Annotated in this window: 13 protein-coding genes; 2 read left to right on the top strand and 11 right to left on the bottom strand. The window is 42.9% G+C overall.

What is annotated here, in order from left to right; all coding sequences use genetic code 11:
• The 3 genes from PG418_RS17495 to PG418_RS17505 all read right to left on the bottom strand — a co-directional run.
• A partial coding sequence (locus tag PG418_RS17495; protein ID WP_498837790.1) for a hypothetical protein occupies positions 1–644 on the bottom strand: 644 nt, incomplete at its 3' end.
• A 63-nt stretch (positions 645–707) separates the two neighbouring features.
• Positions 708–8,237 (bottom strand): RICIN domain-containing protein, encoded by a 7,530-nt coding sequence (locus PG418_RS17500; protein ID WP_498837791.1) that lies wholly within the window; start codon positions 8,235–8,237, stop codon positions 708–710.
• 159 nt (positions 8,238–8,396) lie between these two features.
• Positions 8,397–8,726: a hypothetical protein gene (locus tag PG418_RS17505; protein WP_498837792.1), complete on the bottom strand. Its 330-nt coding sequence runs from the start codon at positions 8,724–8,726 to the stop codon at positions 8,397–8,399.
• A 174-nt stretch (positions 8,727–8,900) separates the two neighbouring features.
• Here PG418_RS17505 and PG418_RS17510 point away from each other — a divergent pair, with 174 nt between their 5' ends.
• Entirely contained in the window at positions 8,901–9,230 is a 330-nt protein-coding gene (locus PG418_RS17510) for a helix-turn-helix domain-containing protein (protein ID WP_195230927.1), read from the top strand.
• A gap of 11 nt (positions 9,231–9,241) precedes the next feature.
• A complete protein-coding gene (locus PG418_RS17515) occupies positions 9,242–9,979 on the top strand; it encodes an ImmA/IrrE family metallo-endopeptidase (RefSeq protein ID WP_173687190.1) in 738 nt (245 codons plus the stop codon).
• A 149-nt stretch (positions 9,980–10,128) separates the two neighbouring features.
• On the opposite strand, the gene PG418_RS17520 is transcribed toward PG418_RS17515, so the two are convergent.
• The 8 genes from PG418_RS17520 to asnS form a co-directional block, all read right to left on the bottom strand.
• A complete protein-coding gene (locus tag PG418_RS17520) occupies positions 10,129–12,120 on the bottom strand; it encodes a glycoside hydrolase family 31 protein (RefSeq protein ID WP_498837793.1) in 1,992 nt (663 codons plus the stop codon).
• Between the two features lie 11 nt (positions 12,121–12,131).
• A complete protein-coding gene (locus PG418_RS17525) occupies positions 12,132–13,805 on the bottom strand; it encodes a glycoside hydrolase family 13 protein (RefSeq protein ID WP_498837794.1) in 1,674 nt (557 codons plus the stop codon).
• A 218-nt stretch (positions 13,806–14,023) separates the two neighbouring features.
• Positions 14,024–15,031 (bottom strand): LacI family DNA-binding transcriptional regulator, encoded by a 1,008-nt coding sequence (locus tag PG418_RS17530; RefSeq protein WP_498837795.1) that lies wholly within the window; start codon positions 15,029–15,031, stop codon positions 14,024–14,026.
• 18 nt (positions 15,032–15,049) lie between these two features.
• Positions 15,050–16,603: an ATP-binding protein gene (locus PG418_RS17535; RefSeq protein WP_498837796.1), complete on the bottom strand. Its 1,554-nt coding sequence runs from the start codon at positions 16,601–16,603 to the stop codon at positions 15,050–15,052.
• Entirely contained in the window at positions 16,600–17,661 is a 1,062-nt protein-coding gene (locus PG418_RS17540; protein WP_195479751.1) for a metallophosphoesterase family protein, read from the bottom strand. The genes PG418_RS17535 and PG418_RS17540 overlap by 4 nt, the downstream gene beginning before the upstream one ends.
• On the bottom strand, positions 17,567–18,796 hold the full coding sequence (locus PG418_RS17545) for a sensor histidine kinase (RefSeq protein ID WP_173826281.1): 1,230 nt from the start codon (positions 18,794–18,796) through the stop codon (positions 17,567–17,569). Before PG418_RS17545 ends, PG418_RS17540 begins: the two co-directional genes overlap by 95 nt.
• Complete coding sequence (gene vanR / locus PG418_RS17550) at positions 18,786–19,475, bottom strand: VanR-ABDEGLN family response regulator transcription factor (RefSeq protein WP_055297440.1); 690 nt, start codon at positions 19,473–19,475, stop codon at positions 18,786–18,788. The genes PG418_RS17545 and vanR overlap by 11 nt, the downstream gene beginning before the upstream one ends.
• Positions 19,476–19,584: 109 nt before the next feature.
• Positions 19,585–20,976, bottom strand: coding sequence for an asparagine--tRNA ligase (asnS, locus tag PG418_RS17555; RefSeq protein WP_008371696.1), 1,392 nt, complete (start codon positions 20,974–20,976; stop codon positions 19,585–19,587).
• Positions 20,977–21,136: the final 160 nt, after the last annotated feature.

Genomic DNA, 21,136 nt, shown 5'->3' on the forward strand with positions numbered 1-21,136 from the left:
CTTCTGGACTGTAATCTTCCCTTTTTGTCCTGAAAAATATCAAAGTTCTCCGGGCGCTCTGTTTCAAAATCAACTCCCCATTCTTTTAATTTTGAAAGCAGCTCTTCCTTCTCTGCCGCCATTATTTCACCGTTTATATACAAATTAGCTCTTTCATGCGCCAAAATAGGTCTATGCATTTTGAAATTAATACAGAAACTCCCAATTGGATGTCTTATTGGAAAAAGTTTACAATTACTGCTTTGCCTCGGCTGATGCTTACATACTGCCAAAAACAAAGCTTCATCATAACAATATTCCCCCACATTTATTCTCAATTGCTTAATTTGAAATTCATCCCATGTATACTTTCTTTTATAAAGCCATGTTTTAACCAAAACCCCCGTTTTGTCCAAGATCAACTCTCGATCTATATTTCGACAAAGCAGATAAATACGCAAAATTGTCACTATTGAATGGGGACTCACCGTCATAATACTCATTGCTATATCAATTCCCTTAATAGGCCCCGATGTTACTATCCAATATATAAGAATTGCATCAAATCCTATTAGCCAAATGCTAAATCCGCATATTCTGTCTATAAAAAAGTCTTTCCACTTTTTATCCGATTTTATAATTAATACATCTTTCTCTTGTCCCATTGTGATTACCCTTTTTACAGGAAGAGCGAATCTTTCTCCGCTCTTCCTAGCTACATATTACTTTTATCTCTCTCTCAATTGGTTCATTTTAAACATAAAATATTTTCGAGCTCTCTCCTGTTGTTTGGTTGTTTTTTTATAATTTTTAATTACAGGATTTGACTTTCTTTTATTTTGTGTATAATTTTTCTTGTTACTTGCCTTTCGATATGGCAATGCCGCCACTGCTCCTGCTGTAACCAGTCCATTTCCTACGCCAAATGTGGTAGTTATTATCTTCTCTACTACCGTAGGTTTTACTATTTTCCCCACAAACAGATTAACACTCACGGCTGTACATAATGCTGTCATTCCACCTTTCCATATCGCTGTTTTCCAACTTTCTTTACATCCCCAATGGCTATATATAATAGTTCCAATTCCCGATGTAAAAGCACTAGCTAACGTTGCATAAAAATTATTCCTTATCATTCCACCAACGAAACCGGATACGGCAGCAACCGCCAAGTCTCCAATTCCAAACTCCTGTCCTGTCGCCTTTGCAGCAATATAACATGTTGCCACATTTGTTACCATTCCGAGTACACCAAGCCCCACTCGAGCTGCCGCAATCACAAACATCCCAGCATCATCCCGATACATCACCGGATTATCATCACAGTAAGCATACAGATTCTTCTCCGTCAACTGCTCTGGGTCCTTCATCAATACACTCGCATCATCTGCATTCAGGAATCTTCTCACCTTCGGGTCATAGTATCTTGTCTGCAGATAGTACATTCCCGTCTCCTGATCGTAATAGTAGCCTCTGTAACGCAGCGGATTGATCTGTGCAAGACCGAATCCGGATGCATCTGATGACACCAGAAGTCCTCCCCATGCATCATATCTATATACTACAACCTGACTTCCTTTACTGTCAACAATCCCGATGATGTCTCCTTGAAGATTGGTCTGGTAGAAGTACATTTTTCCCTGATACTCGAAGGCAAACGGTGTCCCTTTCTCATCATACAGAAAGTCCATTCTCTCTCCGCCTTCTTCTTTTTGGGCTATGATCTTATCCCCATTCAGATAGAAGTGCGTTACCTTGTCTCCCACGGTTTTCTGGATTCTTCTTCCGTCATTGTCATAGACGTACTGACTGAGTATTCCGCTCTTCTTCAGAGTCTTTAGCTGCCGTCCCTTTTCCCAGGTTAGGTTCATTCCCATATAGTACAGAGGATTTCCCATTGCATCATATGTAACAGCCTTTCCATTGAAATAGGTCAGCTGGTCTTTCCAGCCTGAGCTGTAAGTATAGGTATCCGTGCCTCTCAGCTCTTCAACTCCATTTACAAGATAATATCTCTTGTTTTCCAGAAGGTTTCCTCCCAGATCATACGTATAGGTATAAGTGGTTCCTCTGACTGCATCTTCTTCCCGGATCACCTGATTCATTCCATTGTAAGTATAGATTATATGATCCGTTACTTTTCCTGTATCCAGTGCTTTCGTACAGATTTCCAGAATGTTACCGCGTCCGTCATATGTATACGCAGTCTCTTTTCCATTTTCAGTGATCGTTCCTACCAGTGCTGTTGTGGTTCCTTCTTTTACTCCTGGCACATAAGTATATGTGATCTCCTTCTTTCTGCCGGACGGATAGGTCTGTGTTTTCTTTTCACAGCGTCCCAGCAGATCATATGCATACTCAATATAAGTCTTTCCGTCTACCTGTACGCCATATCCAAGTCCCGGCTTCTGCTGTTTTGCCACCTCTCCGTAGAGATACCTGGTCTGATGTCCTGTTCCGTCCACACGGTACTGCTTCTGTGACACCCGGTTCTTTTCATCATAGGCGACTTTCACCTTCAATCCATCGGTTGTGCTGCTTTCCAGAAGTCTTCCGATCAGGTCATACTGATAGTGGGTTTCCAGCTGTGTCCGTTCATCTTTGTGGACTGCAATATTTCCATAATGATCATATACATTGGTGAAAAGCTTTTCTTCTGTACCGTCTTTATGGATCAGATACTGCCCGGTCAGACGTTCTTCCGCATCATAGACATTGCGGAGCGTTTCTCCCGTTGCAAAAGTCAGCCGGTCTTCCAGCCCGTTTTTATTTCTGTAGGTTACTTCCTTCAGAATCTTTCCATTCAAAGTAACACCGGTCTGGTTTCCATACGCGTCATAAGCATAACCATAAGTGACGCCATTTCGCGTGATCGTTTTGATCTTATCCTGTTCGTAGGTGTACTGAAGCACATAATCTTTTCCATCTGCATTCTTCTTTACACGGGTCAGCTGATCTGTATTTTTGTCATAATCATAGGTAGTCGTATATCCTCCCGCATCCGTAACCGAAGTCAGCAGGCGATTCTTTTCATCATAGGCATAGGTATTGCTGTATCCTCTTCCATCCGTGATCTTTTTGACCTGTCTTCCATCGGAAGTATATTCCATCGAAGATTCCATGCGGTCACTGTAACTTTCCAGAATCCACCATTTATGGGTTGGTGTGCCGGAATGGTCAGAAAATACCAGCTCTGTTCCAGCTGTATAGGACTGTCCTTTTACCGTCAGTTCTTTTTCTCCTGCTTTACAGATTACAAGATAACCGGTTCCTTTTTCTTCTTCAATCTCCGTAAAACCAAACAGCTGGTTTGTCGCACCTGCTGTATATTTCTGGAGAATCAGGGTGTCTGCGGAAGTGTCTCTTGCCAGAACCATTCCAGGGGCGTGAAGTGGTTCCATCGTATAATACTTCTCTTCTCTCTTTTTGAGACGGAACATCTGATTTGTTTTACAGTTCTTATAATACTGGTTTACCCGGTTGCCTTCCACCGTTCCATAATTATGAACATCTATATACTGACCGGAATGACGCACTCGTACACTTACTACCAGCCCATCTGCCGGGGCATCTGAGACGGTTCCTTCATCTGCCGGTTCAAAGTACCATCGCTGTCCAGGATTGTCATCTGCCAACGTGCAGCTTGTCACCGAAGTCTTAGATTCGGAACTCTTTTTCTCATTAGTCAGACCCTTTTTATCCGATGTGAATTTTTCACTGATCTGATAACTTCCGTCACTCTTTGGCTGAAGCTTCCATCTCTGCGCATCGGTTCCATTGTCGGTGAAAAGCTGGATTGCGGTTCCATCTGCCGTATTGGCATTTTTCACATCCAGACACATTGCCGGAGCATTCTGCGGCTGCAATTTGAAGTATCCGTCATCGCATGCTGTCACCTTCCACTGCTGTGCCTTGGTTCCATTGAACGGGAACAACTGAATAACAGTTCCAGAATCGGTTCCCCCATTCTGTACATCCAGATAGTTTCCGGATGTTTTTTCACGGATATAATAGATTCTTTCTGAAGTAACTGCCCCCAGATGTCTGCCGCCTTCTACACGCATATTGACCGGCTGACCTTCATCTGCCACTTTTTCAAGATACCAGCTCTGTCCCCCATGACTGTCGGATACAGTTATATGTTTCAGTGCTTCTCCTGATGCCGTACTCTTTTTTTCATTTGTAATGCATTTCTGTGTTCCAGTCAGTTTATTCAAGATTTTCCAGGTACCGTCACTGTTCTTCTGCATCTTCCATTTCTGGGCATCGGTTCCATTATCGGTAAAGATCTGGATTGCAGCTCCGTCTGCTGTCGATGCATCTTTCAGATCTAACCGCATGTCCGGTGCATTCTGTGGTTCCAGATTCCAGTATCCTTCTTCTGCCTGGGTAAGTCTCCATCTCTGGGATACCGTACCGTTAAAGGCAAACAGCTGAACAATTGTTCTGGATGATGTCCTTCCGTCCCGCACATCCATATAGTTGCCTGAACTCTTTTCCCGCAGATAATACAGTTCTCCTTCTGCGATCTCCGTTACCGGAACTCTCTTTGTATTGTACTCAAAGGAATATCTGACACCTTCTGAATTGGAAGCCAGTTTGAGATGATTTTTGTCATCATAGCCATACTCAAAGGCGGTCCCGTCAATTTCTCCAAGCCGGGTGAGATCCCCTCGTTTGTTGTAACTGAAGCCGGATTTCTCTGCTGCATCTTTTGCGCCTGTCAGGTTGCCTTCTCCATCGTATACATAGCTTTCTCCGTCATCACGGATCAGCTGTACGCCATCATAGTACACCTTATTCATCTGGTTATCATAATACAGATATACCTGGATCTCTTTATAAGCCTCTTCGGTACGGAAAACGCCACTGACAAACTGCCAGTCAAGGATATTCGGATTGCAGTTAAAATGATGCCATTTTTCTTTCCCGGATGTGCCGGTTACTTTTACTGACAGGGAAAACTTCTTTCCCGGAATACCACATCCTTTTACCCAGCTGCTCACACTGTAGACTTCATCTTTTTTGCCACTGACATGGACCGTCTGGCTGCAATATAAGCTCTTGTCCCATCGTCCGGTGATCGTTGCGCATCTTCCTTTTCCCGTCACACTGGCAACTCTGGATCCGGTTACATCTGCTGCATAAGTCCAGCAGTCTGGCTGACTTGTACTGCCCAGTTCGAATCCCGGATTTGTGATCAGGTTCAGCTTATTTGCAGCATTTCCTGTTTCCAGCTGTGCTCCACTGACATAAAGGGTTCCTGTTCCCTGTGTGATACCGGCACATACAGTAACACTGCCTGCTGCCGCTAATGTAAACTGCAGCTGATGGCGTTCCCATCCGTTCTCCATTTCCGGATCTGTCGTTCCGGAGATTACAGAATCTTCTTCCACTCTGCTTCCATCCGGCATGAGGATCATCAGACCAGCCTTGCTGTTTTCGGCATTCTCTATTTTCAGATATGCGGAAAAGGTATAAGTTCCCGCCTCAAGCGTTACATCCTGACAGATTCCTTCTTCAGATTCTGCTCCTGTTTTGGTCAGTTTTGCACTTTTGGTTCCTGCGTATCCATCGGCTTTTGTAATGCTGCTTCTGGTACTGTTTGTCAGGTTCTTCTGATACCAGTTTCCATCCCCGTAAGCACTGTCAAACAATGGATTCTTCAGTAAATGATAGACTGTCTTCTGAACCTTTCCTTCTTTGTCCAGCTTATGGTTCTTACTTCCGGATGTGTAATAAGTATAATTGTTCGCACAGCCATCCTGATCCATAACATCGGTCGGGCGCCCCATGTTGTCGAAATGATAGGTGATTTTCCGGTTATCTCCGGTCTGTGCAATCTCTCCATCCAGTCCCGGAGTCTCAAATACAGTAGTATTCCCGTTCGCGTAGGATACTTTCATCTCCTGTCCTGCTTTATTGCCGGAACCATATTCCGCGATCCGGCTAACCCTTGGTACACGGAAGTCGTTCTTATACTCATACTTAAGACCATATCCATCCGGGTTCGTCACACTGGTTAAACGGTGGCTTGCATCGTATCCGAAGCTGCTTGTCCTTCCATCCGGATAAGTAATGGATGTCAGATTGCCTGCACTGTCATATGCATACTTTGTAAGGCGGCCTGCCATATCTTTTACTGCGGATACACGTACCGTATTTCCTGCTGTCTCATACTGGATCTCCAATCTTGCTCCACTGGAATCCTCCACATAGCTGATCACCTGTTTTCCGGAAACGGTCTGATATACATATTTGATCTGATTTTCATCCAGATCTCTGACAAATCTCAGATAACCGTCTTTTCCAAAGCAGTACCGTACCCTGTCTTTTGTTTCCATGGTTCTCGCATAGCTGTCGTCATACCCGGATTCTACCGTAATCACAAGTCCAAGTCCGTCTTCATCTTTTAACTTATTGCCATCATTTGTGTCTTTATAGAAATAATGTTTTGTGCCGTCTTCATCTGTGTATACATAAGGATATTCTTTGATTCCGGTTGTGTCCAGACGCTGCACACAGCTCAGTCTCCATCCATATCCCTGCCCGAGATTTGTTCCGGCTTCGCTGGAATTATAGACATGACTGATCTCTGCCTGCATTGCTCCGCCGGTTGTCACTGCATCCTCATGAATCCATACCTGATTACCGGTAAAGTCATTGGTATGTCCATTTCCCGCACGTCCTGCAGACTGCTCATGGTAGCTCTGATAATCCTCCAGTCCGTTTACATTTCGATAATAAAAGACTCCGCTCGGAAACTGATCTGTTGAAATCTTTGGATAATCCGATGCATAAAATCTGGCAAACGCTGTCTTTGTAAGATCGCTTTCATTTTCATACATACCGCGCAGCATGATTCCATAATTATTTCCCGTATTGTACCACTGTCTTACCAGTCGAGTCACGTCAAACCCGATCGGTGTGATCGTAATCGTATTGCCGTTCTGTACCTGTCCCACTTCTTTATAGTCCAGTACATTGCCTGATACAGATGGCTGATTGTGCCAGCGCACATCCTTTTCTGTCCAGTTATTCAGAATCTCATTTGCAACAAGCGGAAGTTTTGCGATTCCATAACTGGAATACTCATACTGCCAGAGATACATGGTCGCTGCATACAGGATGGAACCTTTTCCGATATCCGGCAGATTTCTGAATCGGAGCAATGACCTGCAGTTTCCAAGTGCAGTTGACTTCCCTGCCACAAAAGAGCCATATGCATAAACACTACTCGGGTCAGCCGAAGAATCCGTTCCGCCTGTAAAAATGTAGGTATCCTCGATATTCGTTTTTGTTTTACTGGTTTCTGTCATCGGGTCAATGATAACCGGATAGCTTCTGTCCTCGGCAAGCAGCCATTCTTTCTCTGCACTGACAGTAACTTTGCATCCTCCCTCTTCTGTTTCCATAACCAGTTCCACATTCTGTGATACACATCCTTTTGCATCATACATATATGGCTTGTCAAACCAGAAGATTCTCTGATTCTCACTGTAAAGTCCCAGACTGCCGTCTTCTTCCTTCTTCATTTCCATATCTGTATATCTAAGATGGAAGATCAGCTCCTGCTCTGCAGCCTGTGCCGTTTTCAGACGGATATTTTCTTTTAATCTCTGACTCTGAATGGTATAATGCAGATCCACGCCCGGAAGAATTTCTTCATACATCCCTTCACTCGTCAGATGCTTTACTCCCATCTTCTGCTGGATTTCTTTGACTTCCGGCATATCCTCACTGCCTCCGTCTGCCTGGGTGTCTTCTGAAGCCGGTGGAAGGATGCTAACTTCATCCCCCGTCTCGTCACCTGAACCCTCTGCCGGCTCATCCTCCGGAATATCCTTTCTCCATGTCTCCTCATAGAGTTCTTCTGGGTCTTTCGGGAATTCCTCTTCAGTTAATATCTGAAAACTGCTTTTTCCTGTTCTTGCCTGCCTTGCGCTTCTTCCCAATACCACATTTTCTTCCATTGTCCATGAAACTTTTTTCCCATCTTTTTCCATGCTTACAAGCGTATTCTCTCCTGTCTGCTTCGCAAAACATACCTGTAAGTCAGATGCCTTATTCTGGTAGCACTCTTTTCCATCCTTTGATACTACTTCCAGCCGGTTATCAATTTCTTCCCATCCACTTTCCGTCTCATAATGAACCGGTTCTGGATAGACCGCTGCGGCAGTTCCTTTTTCAGGCAGCATGAAATGCTTTGTATACCGATCTCGTTTTTCTGTAATTTCCTGTAATACTTTTTCTGTCATAATCTTCTCCTTCTGATCTGTTCTGATTTGTATCTGAACAATAACATCACAGTCAGAAAGCGCGCGTATCAGATATCTTTCTCTGTCCTGTATCTGTATCGTTCGATGTTATTGTATATCGAACGTGTGTTCTTGCTGTCCCCGATTTGTCCCCACTTTTTATACTCTTTTTTTTAACAGACACGCATAGAATTTTCTTCTGTATCCATAAAAATCTGTCTTTCCAACCGGAATACGTCCCAGCGTATCATCAAATTCCAGATACTCATAGCTTAGATCATCCGTAACACTTTTCAAAAGATACGGTGCCAGTTCTTCACTGCTTTCCCTTGCCGCTTCTTCGATCATTTTGCAGTCTGCCAGATCCTGGCTGTTCCCCCGCTTCTTTTTCTCATCGTATAAAAAACAAAATTCTTTGAGTTCTCTTTGTGTCTGTACGGAAATCCCATAATCTTTCCATGAAATATTTCTTACTCTTATTCTTTTCATCCATATTACCTCACATTCTGTGTCGATTTTATATTTTTGTCACGTTTTGTGTCCTTACTTTTGTTATACAGCCACAGAAGTCATGTGTCAATCCTTTTATTCACAAAACGTGTCATATGTCATTTTACTTTTGTCACAGTTCGTGCTATTATAGTCATATATGGAGGTAACAAAATGGGTGATTTTCACAATATATTTAAGAATTTAAGAATGCAGAATCATTACACGCAGGGACAGATGGCGGATCTGCTCGGCATTTCCCGAAGTGCTGTCAGTATGTATGAAACAGGGAACCGCGAACCCGATCTCGAGACACTTGAAAAGATTGCGAAGCTTTTCAACGTAGATATGAATTATCTTCTCGGCTCTTCAGTTACAGTAACATCCGATAACACAGAGCCATCATATGAAGATATTGAACAGATGATTGCCCGTGGCAGTCATGGTTTTTCTGCGACACAGAAGATGAAACTCATTCAGCTGTTATCTGAAATCGACTTATAGGAGGCTTTGCTTTGGATTGTAACCAGATTCGTAAAGTGGCAGCTAATGCGCTGATTACCTGCAATATCCATTCCTTTCCGATTGACTGCTTTGCTATTTTGAAGCAATATGGTTTTCGTGTTTATTCCTATCTTGAGCTCCAAAAGAAGAAGCCGGAGCTCTACAATCTATGTATTTCCTATTCTCAGGATGCATTTTGTATAAACAGTCTGAACTTAATTGCTTACAACAGCCAGAAATCAGCCAACCGGATTCGTTTTTCGCTGATGCATGAACTTGGACATCATCTTTTAAGACACAGAAATGACCTTCCTTCCAATGAAGATGAAGCCAATTATTTTGCAAGTAATATTCTGGCTCCGCGCATTGCCATGTATTATGCTCATCTGAAATCTGTAAATGAAGTCGGACAGTTCTTCAATCTTTCTTCTTCCGCCGCTTATTATGCTGCACAGGATTTTTCGGAATGGTGTCAGGATGTCCGCCGGAATGGGATGCACTCCTATGATAAAGATTTATACCAGCATTTTTATAATCCTGACTATAAAGGGTTTGTCTATTCCATCCGCACCTGTGCATTCTGCGGCGCACGTGTTTATAACTGCCTTGATTTTGAAGCGCACTGCTCCGGTGCGTGTAAACTGCCGGACGAACCGGTTCGCAAAAAAGCGCATGCTTTTACACCACTTTCAGATGACGATAGCCGGATACTCAGGCGGCTTGAGAATAAATGGTTATATGATTTTTAATATAAAGAGAACCTGCAACTGGTAGCTTTTTTTGCATACCAAGGTAATCAAACGGGAGAATGTAATTCACATCAAATTACATTCTCCCGTTATTGATTTCGTAATATCATTTCTGATATTCAGGCAGTATTTTTCTTTACTCTTAAACGCTAATTTGTGAATACTCGGTAATTCTCTTTTTTATCGTAATCTTTGCAGATTCCATCATCCTCATACATGGTATAACTGCTGTTTTTATATCCGATAAGCTGCAGATGTTCGGTATCAATATCCTTCACACACTCTGCCGCTTCTGCAACCGGGATACATTTACCATTTCGAATGAAGAGCGGTACTTCATTTGATGCCACATCTACATAATGGATACCTTTCGCGAGAATCTCTTCCGAAATGCTTCCATCCGGCAGGAACTTGACAAATTTCATTTCTTCCGGCAGATAAACATAACGGCCTCTTGCGTTCTGCTCGTAAACCGGAGCAATCATGATCTCGTTTCCGAGCATCAGCTGATCCTCTACTCGGATTGCTCTCTTGTCATCCGGATAAACAAACCCTAACGGCTTAAAATACATGTCATCACTCAGCGCAGCTTTCATGTACTCGCTGTACAGATACGGCACAAGACGATATCTGGTGTTAATGACAGCACGGAAATCCTCGATATTTTCGAATTGATAACACTCCTGCTCTCTTGTTCCCATCGCCGAATGATTACGCATCAGTGGTGTAAATACACCAAGTGCAAGAAAACGAAGCAGCAATTCTCTTGTTGTATCAGCACCAAAACCTCCAAGGTCAGCACCTGTATACAGGAAACCACACATGTTCAGAGACGGCAGCATCTTCAGGTTAAGAAGGATATGTGACCACCAGGATTTATTATCTCCGGTCCAAATTCCGCCATAACGATGCATTCCGATGTAAGAAGATCTGGAAAACATCAGAAAACGTTTTTCCGGGTCAATGCGTTCAAACGCTTCTCCGGCCGCTCTTGTCATATTATAGCCAAAAAGATTATGTACTTTGTCATGACGGATCTTTTTGCCATCCACATTGTGATAAAATCTTTTATAGTCTTCCGGATTATTCGCAATACTGAGCATCTTGTCCTGCATTTCCCAGGGATGGGTCTTGCCTTCGGTATCCTTTGCAAACTCTCCGGCAAGTTCTCTTGCCTCTGCAAGGCCTTCGGAAGAATAAAAGATCGCAGGCTCGTTCATATCATTCCAGAAACCTTCTATTCCCTGTTCGATCAGAAAACGATATTTGTCCCCGAACCATTTTCTGGCTTCCGAATTCAGCATATCCGGAAAATGGGTATCTCCCGGCCATACAGCTGCAACGAAATCACTTCCGTCTTCTCTCTTGCAGAAATAGTTGTTTTTGACACCTTCCTCGTAAATCTCATATCCCGGCTCAACCTTGACACCGGCATCAATAATCGGAATCAGGCGAATACTCTGGTCATTCATTTCTTGTACAAATTCCGGAAAATCCGGGAAATTCTCTTCACTCACTGTGAAATCTTTGAATGACTGCATATAGTCAATATCCATATAAATCATGTCGATCGGAATATGATTCTCCCGATATCCTTTTGCGACAGTACGGAAATCTTCTTTCGTCGTATAACCCCAGCGGCTCTGTCCGAAACCAAAGGCAAACTTCGGTGGGATATAGCTGCGTCCGATTACGTGGCGGAACTGTTTTACGATATCATAAGCATTCTCACCTTCAAGCACGTAGATATCCAAGTCAGCATTTTCGCAAGATACCTTAAGGGTATCCTCTCTGTCATATCCAATATCAAAGGTCAGTTTTGAGGGATAGTCGAAAAATAATCCAAACGTCCTCTTTCCGCTCACAACAATGAAGTTATGGGCTCCGTACAGAGAACGCTTGTCCTCTGTGTGTACCGGATCATCTGTACAATTACTGATATAACAGTACCCTCTCTTGTTGATTCCACGATTGGCTTCACCCAGACCATAGACAATATCATCTTCATCCATGATATAAGTAAAAACAAATCCTTCCTCCTGACTGACCTCTCCATACGGGAGAACGCCCTTAGTTGTTTCAATCTTTTCAGTCAGTGCCTCCGTATCAAACGGAGTTCCATATCTATATTTTCTAATCATTTCTTTATCACCTAGTGTTTATAATATAGTACAAATGCTTCATATGGATTCAGAACAATTTTTCCTTCAAATTCTTTTCTTCCAAGGTTTGTGATCAGACACTCTGCGCCTTTAAATTCTTCCGGCACTTCTACTTCTGCATTCTTATCGCTGAAGTTGCAGACAGTCAGAAGCTTTTCCTGATCCTGTTTTCTTGTGTACGCAAAAATCTGTTCATCCTCACGGTAAAGAGGTTCAAATTCACCATAAACAATAATGTCTTTTTCTTTACGCAATCGAATCAGTTTCTGATAGTAGTGGAAAACAGAATCCGGATCTTCAAGCTGCCGTGCTGCATTGATCTTCTTGTAGTTCGGATTCACTTTGATCCACGGCTCGCCCTCTGTGAATCCGGCCTGTTTACTGTCGTCCCACTGCATCGGAGTTCTCGCATTGTCACGGCTTCTCAGCATCAGACATTTCATCATGTGTTCCGGAGTCATAAGACCTGATTCCGTAAACTCTTCAAAGTAATTAATACTTTCAATATCACGGTAATCTTCCAGTTTGTCAAAGTAAATGTTTGTCATACCAAGCTCTTCACCCTGATATACATATGGCGTTCCCTGCATCATATGAATACAGGTCGCCAGCATTTTTGCGGAGGTTTCTCTGTATACCGGATTGTCATTTCCAAAACGGCTGACACTTCTCGGTTGATCATGATTACCTAAAAACAAACTGTTCCACGCCTTACCCTGAAGTTCTTCCTGCCATTTGATCATAATATTTTTGAACTCTTTGAAGTCATATTTTGCAGTCGTCCACTTTCCATAATCTCCGCATCCACTCTCCACATGCTCGAATTGGAATACCATGTTCAATTCATTTCGGTCATCACCCGCATATTTCTGTGCTTCTTCTATTGTGACTCCTGCGGTCTCACCGACTGTCATGATATCATATTTTGAAAGAACTTTTTGATTCATTTCCTGAAGGAATTCGTGGACCCTTGGACCATGTACACAATATGGTCCAAAGTCCCCATAAAGACCGTTATTCATTTCTCCGTCTGGAAATCTCTGATCTTTGGAAATCATACTGATAACATCCATTCGGAAGCCATCGATTCCTTTTTCACACCAGAATTTCATCATGTCATAAACTTCCTGGCGTACTTTTTCATTTTCCCAATTGAGATCCGGTTGTTTTTTTGAAAACAGATGCAGATAATACATCTGAGTTTGCGGATCATATTCCCATGCAGAACCGCCAAATACTCCGCCCCAGTTATTAGGTTCTTTTCCGTTTACCGGATCTTTCCAGATATAATAATCACGATATGGATTATCTTTTGATTTTCTGCTTTCAATAAACCAGTTATGTTCATCTGAAGTATGGTTGACTACGAGATCCATCAGAATCCTGATGGATCTTTTGTGTGCTTCACACAACAATTCCTCGTAATCCTCCATCGTTCCATATTCTTCATAAATTCTGCGGTAATCAGAAATATCGTAACCATTATCGTCCTGAGGTGATTCCAGCATCGGAGAAATCCACAACACATTTACCCCAAGTTCTTTAAGGTAATCCAGTTTCTGTATGATTCCTCTGATATCTCCCACACCATCACCGTTACTGTCTTTAAAACTCTTTGGATATATCTGATATACTACACTTTCTTTCCACCATTTTTTCTCCATGCCAAATCTCCTCGTTTATAATTGTTTAGTATTATTTAACCGCTCCTGTAACAACACTATTCATGATACCCCATACATCTTAGCAAAATCAAGAGGTTTCTCGCGAAACTATAAAAGACAACAAAGTTTATTTCCTGCTTTTATACAGTCTGCACAAAAACAACCAGACCATTCCATCGGCTTACCTGTATACATGCAAAGTCGAAAAAAGGATCCTGTCATTCCCTGACAGAATCCCTCTTTACCAGATAGACTGGATTTTTTATGTTTAATTCGTCCAGCATCTCTCCCTGAATTAACTTCAGCAGACGTTTCAGCGCCACATGCGCCTTTTGCGGAACATCCTGATGAACCGTTGTCAGTTTCGGTCGAACCATACTTGCATAGACACTGTCATCATATCCTGTAACTGAAATCTGATCCGGGACCATGATGCCTTCATCAAAAAAGAAATTTATCGCTTCCATCGCATTATAATCTGAGGAAAATGCAAGTGCCTTTGCTTCTAAAAAACGTGGGAGAAGCTCTTTGTATTTTCTGAGACGCAATCTTTTTTCACTCGGAATAATTATATATCGGGAACGACTGCAGAATCCCCCCGATTTTTCCATCGCCTGTTTGAATCCCATCCACCGATAGTAATCACTGTCTCTCTCCGTTTCCGCAACAAACAATGCTTTCTTATATCCACAGGAATACAGGTATTCTCCGATTTGATACCCTCCCGAATAATCATCTATACCGACATTCTGGAAGGTATAAGCACCTTCCGGATAAGCATCGATCAGAATCATTTTCTTGTTTAATCTGCGCGAAAGACTGCGATACTGTTCTTCATTGTAGCCAAGGATAAGCAATCCCTCTACATTCCATTTTGAGGCAATATCCACTACATTCTGAATACTTTCACCGCCAATAAGCATAACATAATATCCATTTTCTTCCGTTTCCATCTGAATCGTTCCGATCAGTTCTCCCACAAATGGATCCTGAAGTGACTGCATACCATGGGCATAAGAAAATCCGAGTACTACACCTATAATTCTGGAACCATGACCGGAAAGCATCACGGAACCCATATGCGGAACATAGTTCTGTTCTTTAAGAATAGTCGTGATTTTATCAATCGTTTTCTGGGAAACTCTTTTGGTATTGCCATTTATAACATTAGATACCGTAGTACGGCTGACGCCTGCCATTTCTGCAATATCCTGAAGCCGAATCATAAAATCTTCCTCCTCATTTTACAACATTACCTTATGATATGCGCATCCCATCTTTTCCAGCATTTCCATCTCCCGCTTCTGGCAACTGAATATAATTACCTGCCGCTTACTGTCTTTCAGCCAGCGAAGGGTCTGCGCAAGTCTCCTGTCATCATAATAGCCGAATGCATCATCCAGGATCACCGGACATTCTTCCTCGTGGAGAATTTTTGTTGCCGCCATCCGGATTGCAAAATAAATCTGTTCCAGAGTTCCACGGCTTACCTGATCCATGGATATCTTTTTCCCATTACTCATAAGTTGCACATACAGATTTTCATCTACCCAGAGTCTGTTATATTTTCCATCTGTGATGGCATCCATGATTGCAGATACTTCTGTATTCATAAGATCGCTTGTCCGGCTCTGCATCTGTGCGGCAAGTCTGGTCAGCTGTTCCATAGCAAGTTCAACACCCTGCTTGTTTTTTAATCGCTCTATCTCTTCACTGTTCATCTCATCAAACTCGCCGACTCGTTCCTGCAGATTTTCATACAACACTTCTTTTTCATGATAGGTTTCCTGTACTTTTGCAAGCTTTCCTTTCTGCCTCTCATAATCTGCCTTGAGAGAAATGCCCTGTTCTTTTATCTCCTGTAATCTGGCTTTCTTTTTCTTCTTTCCATCTTTCAGACAATTCCAGACATACAGCCCTTCAGCCAGTGCCACCACGATTGCCACAAGAAAATTCCACGGCTTATGAAAAAGCAGAAAAGTCACAAAAAATGCCCCCAGCATACTCACTGCCTCCAGTGGATGAATCCTCCACCCGGCAAAATATCCTGCTGCCTCTTCCCGTTTCTTCCGCTTTTTATCTTCATTTACCCAGCTTTCCCATTCTCTGCGCTTCTCTTCACAGCTTCTTTTCAGTTGTTCCGCTTCATTTTCTAACTGATGCAGATCCCGCCAGACATAGGATGCCTCCATCTCTGCCCGCTCTTTCTTTTCGCTGATCAGCTGCCTCTTTTCACGTTCTTCTTTTTCCAGCTCTTTCTTCCGCTCTTTTAAAAGGGCAAGCGCCCCTTCGAGGTCAATCTCGCTGTTCCCGGTTGCATAATAATTTGCCGCATAATTCTTCAGCTCCGCCGCCAGTATTTCTCCGGTCTGTACCCGGAGCTGTCCTATCGAAACTGTATTTTCATAGTCACTTTCTGTCATACCACCTAACAGAATTTCCAGATCCCCATGCTCAAGTGACAATTCTTCTCCATCATCTTCACAAATCAGAGAGCCGCCTTTCGCATACCGATCGAAATTCCGTTCCAGGCGAAATCTCCGGTCACCGCAGGTAAACCGCAGGATTCCCGCATAAAAGTTTGGATTCTCCCAAGGCTCATAGGTACGGAATGTATCTGTTGCGGCGGCACGCCCGCGCTTTCTTTCCATTCCAAAAAGCATTCCCTTCAGAAAGGTATGCAGCGTTGTTTTTCCCGATTCGTTTTCTCCGTAAATAATATTGATCCCATCCGTAAGCAGGATCTGCTTATTCGTGAACTTACCGAAATTCTTCAGGATCAGTTCCGTTATCTTCATAATTTGCTCCCCTTTGCCTCCAGCATGGCCTGTACTCCCTCAGCCAATGCAATTGCCTCCACACTGTCATCCTTTGCTTCTGCAAAACTTTCTATATACCAGCCCAGAAGATTTCCTGCATTTTGTTTTTTCAACTTTTCATAATCATATGCCGGCTTTGTTTCATCCAGAATTTCGACAATATTTCCATAGGAATCCATCCGGTCGGTATCATAGATCATATCCGGATCCCGAAATCCCCGCAGAATGATTTTATAAATGTTCTGTATACCTCTTTCCCGTATGGCAAGGGAAATTTTTTCTTTCATTTCCCGTCCGGTCATCTCTCTTCCTGCTTCTACTTCCATATGCACATATTCTCTGGATGCAAAAGGAATAAATTCCGTCCGGGTTCTTCCATTTTTAATCTCCCCTTTGATATAACCATGCTTCCCGGTGTCATTTTTATCTGTAGGCTCTAGGGATCCTGCGTAATACATCCGGTCCTTTGCAAGCTCTGCCGGAAGATGAATGTGCCCAAGAGCAATATAATCATATCCCAGCTTCAGTAATTCGTTCTTTCGGAACGGGATATGCTTTTCATCGCCGCCATGGGCCAGAAGGATGGAAGATATTCCTCTTTTTTCCGGAAGGATTTTCTCATAAAGCGGTTCTGTGATCTCCCGTTCCTCATAGCTGAGTCCGTATATGCGGACTCCAAGCTCTTTAAATTCCATACAGGCAGGTTTCTGAGACAAAAACATGTGCACCGGTCCCTGCCATTTATAATTCCGGTAATAGGACGTACTTTTCAGGTAATCATGGTTGCCCGCCATCAGCACGACCTGTGTATGTGTCAGTCTGGAAAATAAATAATCCAGTTCCTTCAGCTCTCTTAAAAGAGGCTGTCTGTGAAACAGATCCCCTGCGATCAGAAGAAGATCTGTCTGTTCTTCTTCACAGATATTTAAAAGACGCTCAAAGCTATTCCACAGTTCTTCCGGTCGCTTTGCGGTGTAAGAACTTCCTGCGTCCGGCTCTGCCCCCAGATGAATGTCCGCTGTGTGTATGAATTTCATTACTTTCTACTCCTCCTTTAAGGGGAAGTGTCACGATAAAACGTGTCTTTCCCCCACTGCTCTCGGCAATGATCTGTCCCTTGTGCAGCTCTACAATCTCTTTTGCAATGGCAAGCCCCAGTCCCGCTCCTCCGGTACTGCTGGATCTCGCCGCATCCGCGCGATAAAATTTATCAAAGATCCTCTTCTGGCTCTCTTCCGGTATCGTATCTCCTTCATTTTCAAAACAGATTCTTACCTGGTTCTCCTCCTTGGCAGCCTGGATCAGAAGCACACTTTTCTCCCGGCAGTATGCTATGGCATTTCGCAGAATATTATCAAAAACCCTGGCAAGCTTATCCGGATCTCCCTCGATCAGGATCTCTTCCTCTGCTTCCACCTTGCAGGTCAGCATCTTCTCCTGAAGTACCCCATAGAGTTCGTCTGCAATCTGTTCCAGCATCATGGTCAGATCAATATCCACCTTATCCAGTTCAATATCCTGCAGATTCAACTTTATACTTTCAAAAAACTCTTTCAAAAGATCCCCCAGTCGATTCGCCTTCTCCAGAGATATCTGCGTATATTTGGCGCGCTCCTCTGCCGGCATCTCCGGATGAGAATCCAGCATACTCAGATACGCCACCACAGAAGTAAGCGGTGTTTTTAAATCATGTGCCAGAAAAAGCAGAACATCATTTTTCCTCTGCTCAAGCTTTTCTGCCTCTTCCTCCTGGCTCCTTAATGTCTCTTTAATCTCATTGAGACGATCCTCGATAGGTTTTAACTCCGTAATCAGCCGGATTGGCTGGTCAGACGCTGAAATAATATTTTCAATCCCATCTTCTACCTGTTCCAGATAACGCGTCATTTTTGAAAGTGCCACATAAAAAAACAACGAAAATAAAAGTAAAAAACCGAGGATCATAAAGAACACTTTGTTATTGCCGATCCACTGCCAATACAAAGATGTTGCGGTTTCTTCACTCACATGAAAAGCTTCCAATATTCGCAAAAAGCCATTGGCAAAGCTGTCATTATAAATACCATCGATAAAATACTCCAGAATAAATCTGCCAACCAGCACCGTCAGGGCCGTAATAAAAACCGTCTGAAGCAATATGCTCAGTTTTAATTTTCTGTAATTATTCTTCAATTTTGTATCCCACTCCCCAGACAGTCTTGATAAGATCTGATTTTCCAGTCGGTTTACTCAATTTCTCACGCAGATGCCGGATATGTACCATCACCGTATTGTTGCTGTTCTTCAGATACTCTTCATGCCAGACCTCTTCAAATAATCTTTGTGAGCTGATCACCTTTCCGCGATTCTCACAAAGAATCCACAGAATCTCAAATTCCGTCGGTGTCAGCGGAAGAGACTGCTCATTATAGATGCATTCATGGGATTCTTTATTTAACAAGAGTCCTGCAAAATCAATGATATTCTCAGAATCACTTTTCTTACCATCGTTGTACTGCGTGTATCTGCGCATCTGTGCTTTCACTCTCGCTACCAGCTCCAGCGGGTTGAATGGTTTCGGAATATAGTCGTCAGCCCCCATCGTAAGCCCGGTGATCTTGTCCCGGTACTCCGTCTTCGCGGTCAACATAATCACCGGAAATGTGTATTTCTCACGGATCTTTCTCAGAATCGTGAAACCGTCAATATCCGGCAGCATCACATCCAGGATCGCCAGATCCACTTTTGTCTTCTCAATACATTCCAATGCTTCCTGCCCTGTGTAAAATTTCAAAACATGGTATTCATTTTGCAGATATAATTCTACGACATCCGCAATTTCTTTTTCATCATCTACAACTAAAATATTCATATTTCACTTTTCCTTTCCGTATATAGAAAGATTTGCGTATAAAACAGCAGACCGGAAAACACACCCTTTTGATGCAGTTCCCGGTCCCCTTTTTCTTCATTCTTCTTTTTTACAGTTCGCAGTTATTCACAGTTCTTGGGAACGGAATTACGTCACGAATGTTGGACATTCCTGTAAGATACATGATGCATCTCTCAAATCCAAGTCCGAATCCTGCATGTCTTGTAGATCCGTACTTTCTCAGATCCAGATAGAATCCGTAATCTTCTTCCTTAAGTCCAAGCTCTTTCATTCTTGCAACAAGCTTATCGTAGTCGTCCTCTCTCTGGCTTCCTCCGATGATCTCTCCGATTCCAGGAACCAGACAGTCAACTGCTGCTACGGTCTTGTTATCATCATTCATCTTCATGTAAAAAGCTTTGATCTCCTTCGGATAATCGGTAACGAATACCGGACGTTTGTAGATCTCTTCTGTCAGATAACGTTCATGCTCTGTCTGCAGATCTGCTCCCCATGATACTTTGTATTCAAATTTGTCATTGTGCTTTTCAAGGATTTCGATTGCTTCTGTGTAAGTAACTCTTGCGAAATCAGAATTTACAACGTTGTTCAGACGGTCGATCAGTCCTTTGTCTACGAAAGAATTGAAGAAATTCATCTCTTCCGGAGCGTTTTCCATCACGTAGCGGATAACATATTTCAGCATGTTTTCTGCAAGGATCATGTCATCTTCCAGATCTGCAAATGCGATTTCCGGCTCGATCATCCAGAACTCGGCGGCATGACGTGTGGTGTTGGAATTCTCCGCACGGAATGTCGGTCCGAATGTGTAAATGTTGCGGAATGCCTGTGCATAAGTTTCACCGTTCAGCTGTCCGCTTACGGTAAGGTTTGTCTCTTTTCCAAAGAAATCTTTGGAATAATCAACAGTTCCGTCTGCATTTTTCGGCACATTGTTCATATCCAGTGTTGTTACCTGGAACATTTCTCCTGCACCCTCGCAGTCACTTCCTGTGATCAGCGGTGTATGTACATATACGAATCCTCTTTCCTGGAAGAATTTGTGGATTGCGTAAGCAGTCAGTGAGCGTACTCTGAACACTGCCTGGAAAGTATTGGTTCTTGGACGAAGATGTGCAATACTTCTTAAATATTCAAAGCTGTGACGTTTTTTCTGAAGCGGATAATCCGGTGCAGAGGTACCTTCTACGACAACTTCTGTTGCCTGGATCTCAAATGGCTGCTTTGCCTGTGGTGTTGCGACAAGTGTTCCTTTTACAATAATTGCCGCACCAACATTCAGCTTGGAAATCTCGCCAAAGTTCTCCATATTATCATGATATACTACCTGAAGGTTTTCAAAGAAAGATCCATCATTTACAACGATAAATCCAAATGTCTTAGAATCACGGATACTACGCACCCATCCCCCGATGGTCACTTCTTTATCCAGATATTCCTCTCTGTTTCTGTATAATTCTCTTACTGTTACCAAATCCATCTGTTCTGTTCCTCCGTATTACTCTCTTATATATTTCACATAACCCCAATGAGCCTTGTAAACATTGCCGACAGCTTCTGCTGCCATTTTCTACTTTTGCAATATGTCCAGTATACCATTAAACTACCGCAGTTGCAACGATGTAAAAAGAATCTGATTA

Origin of the sequence: Bariatricus sp. TF06-38A, from assembly GCF_027690675.1 — a bacterium.
GTDB classification, from domain to species: Bacteria; Bacillota; Clostridia; order Lachnospirales; family Lachnospiraceae; genus Allocoprococcus; species Allocoprococcus comes.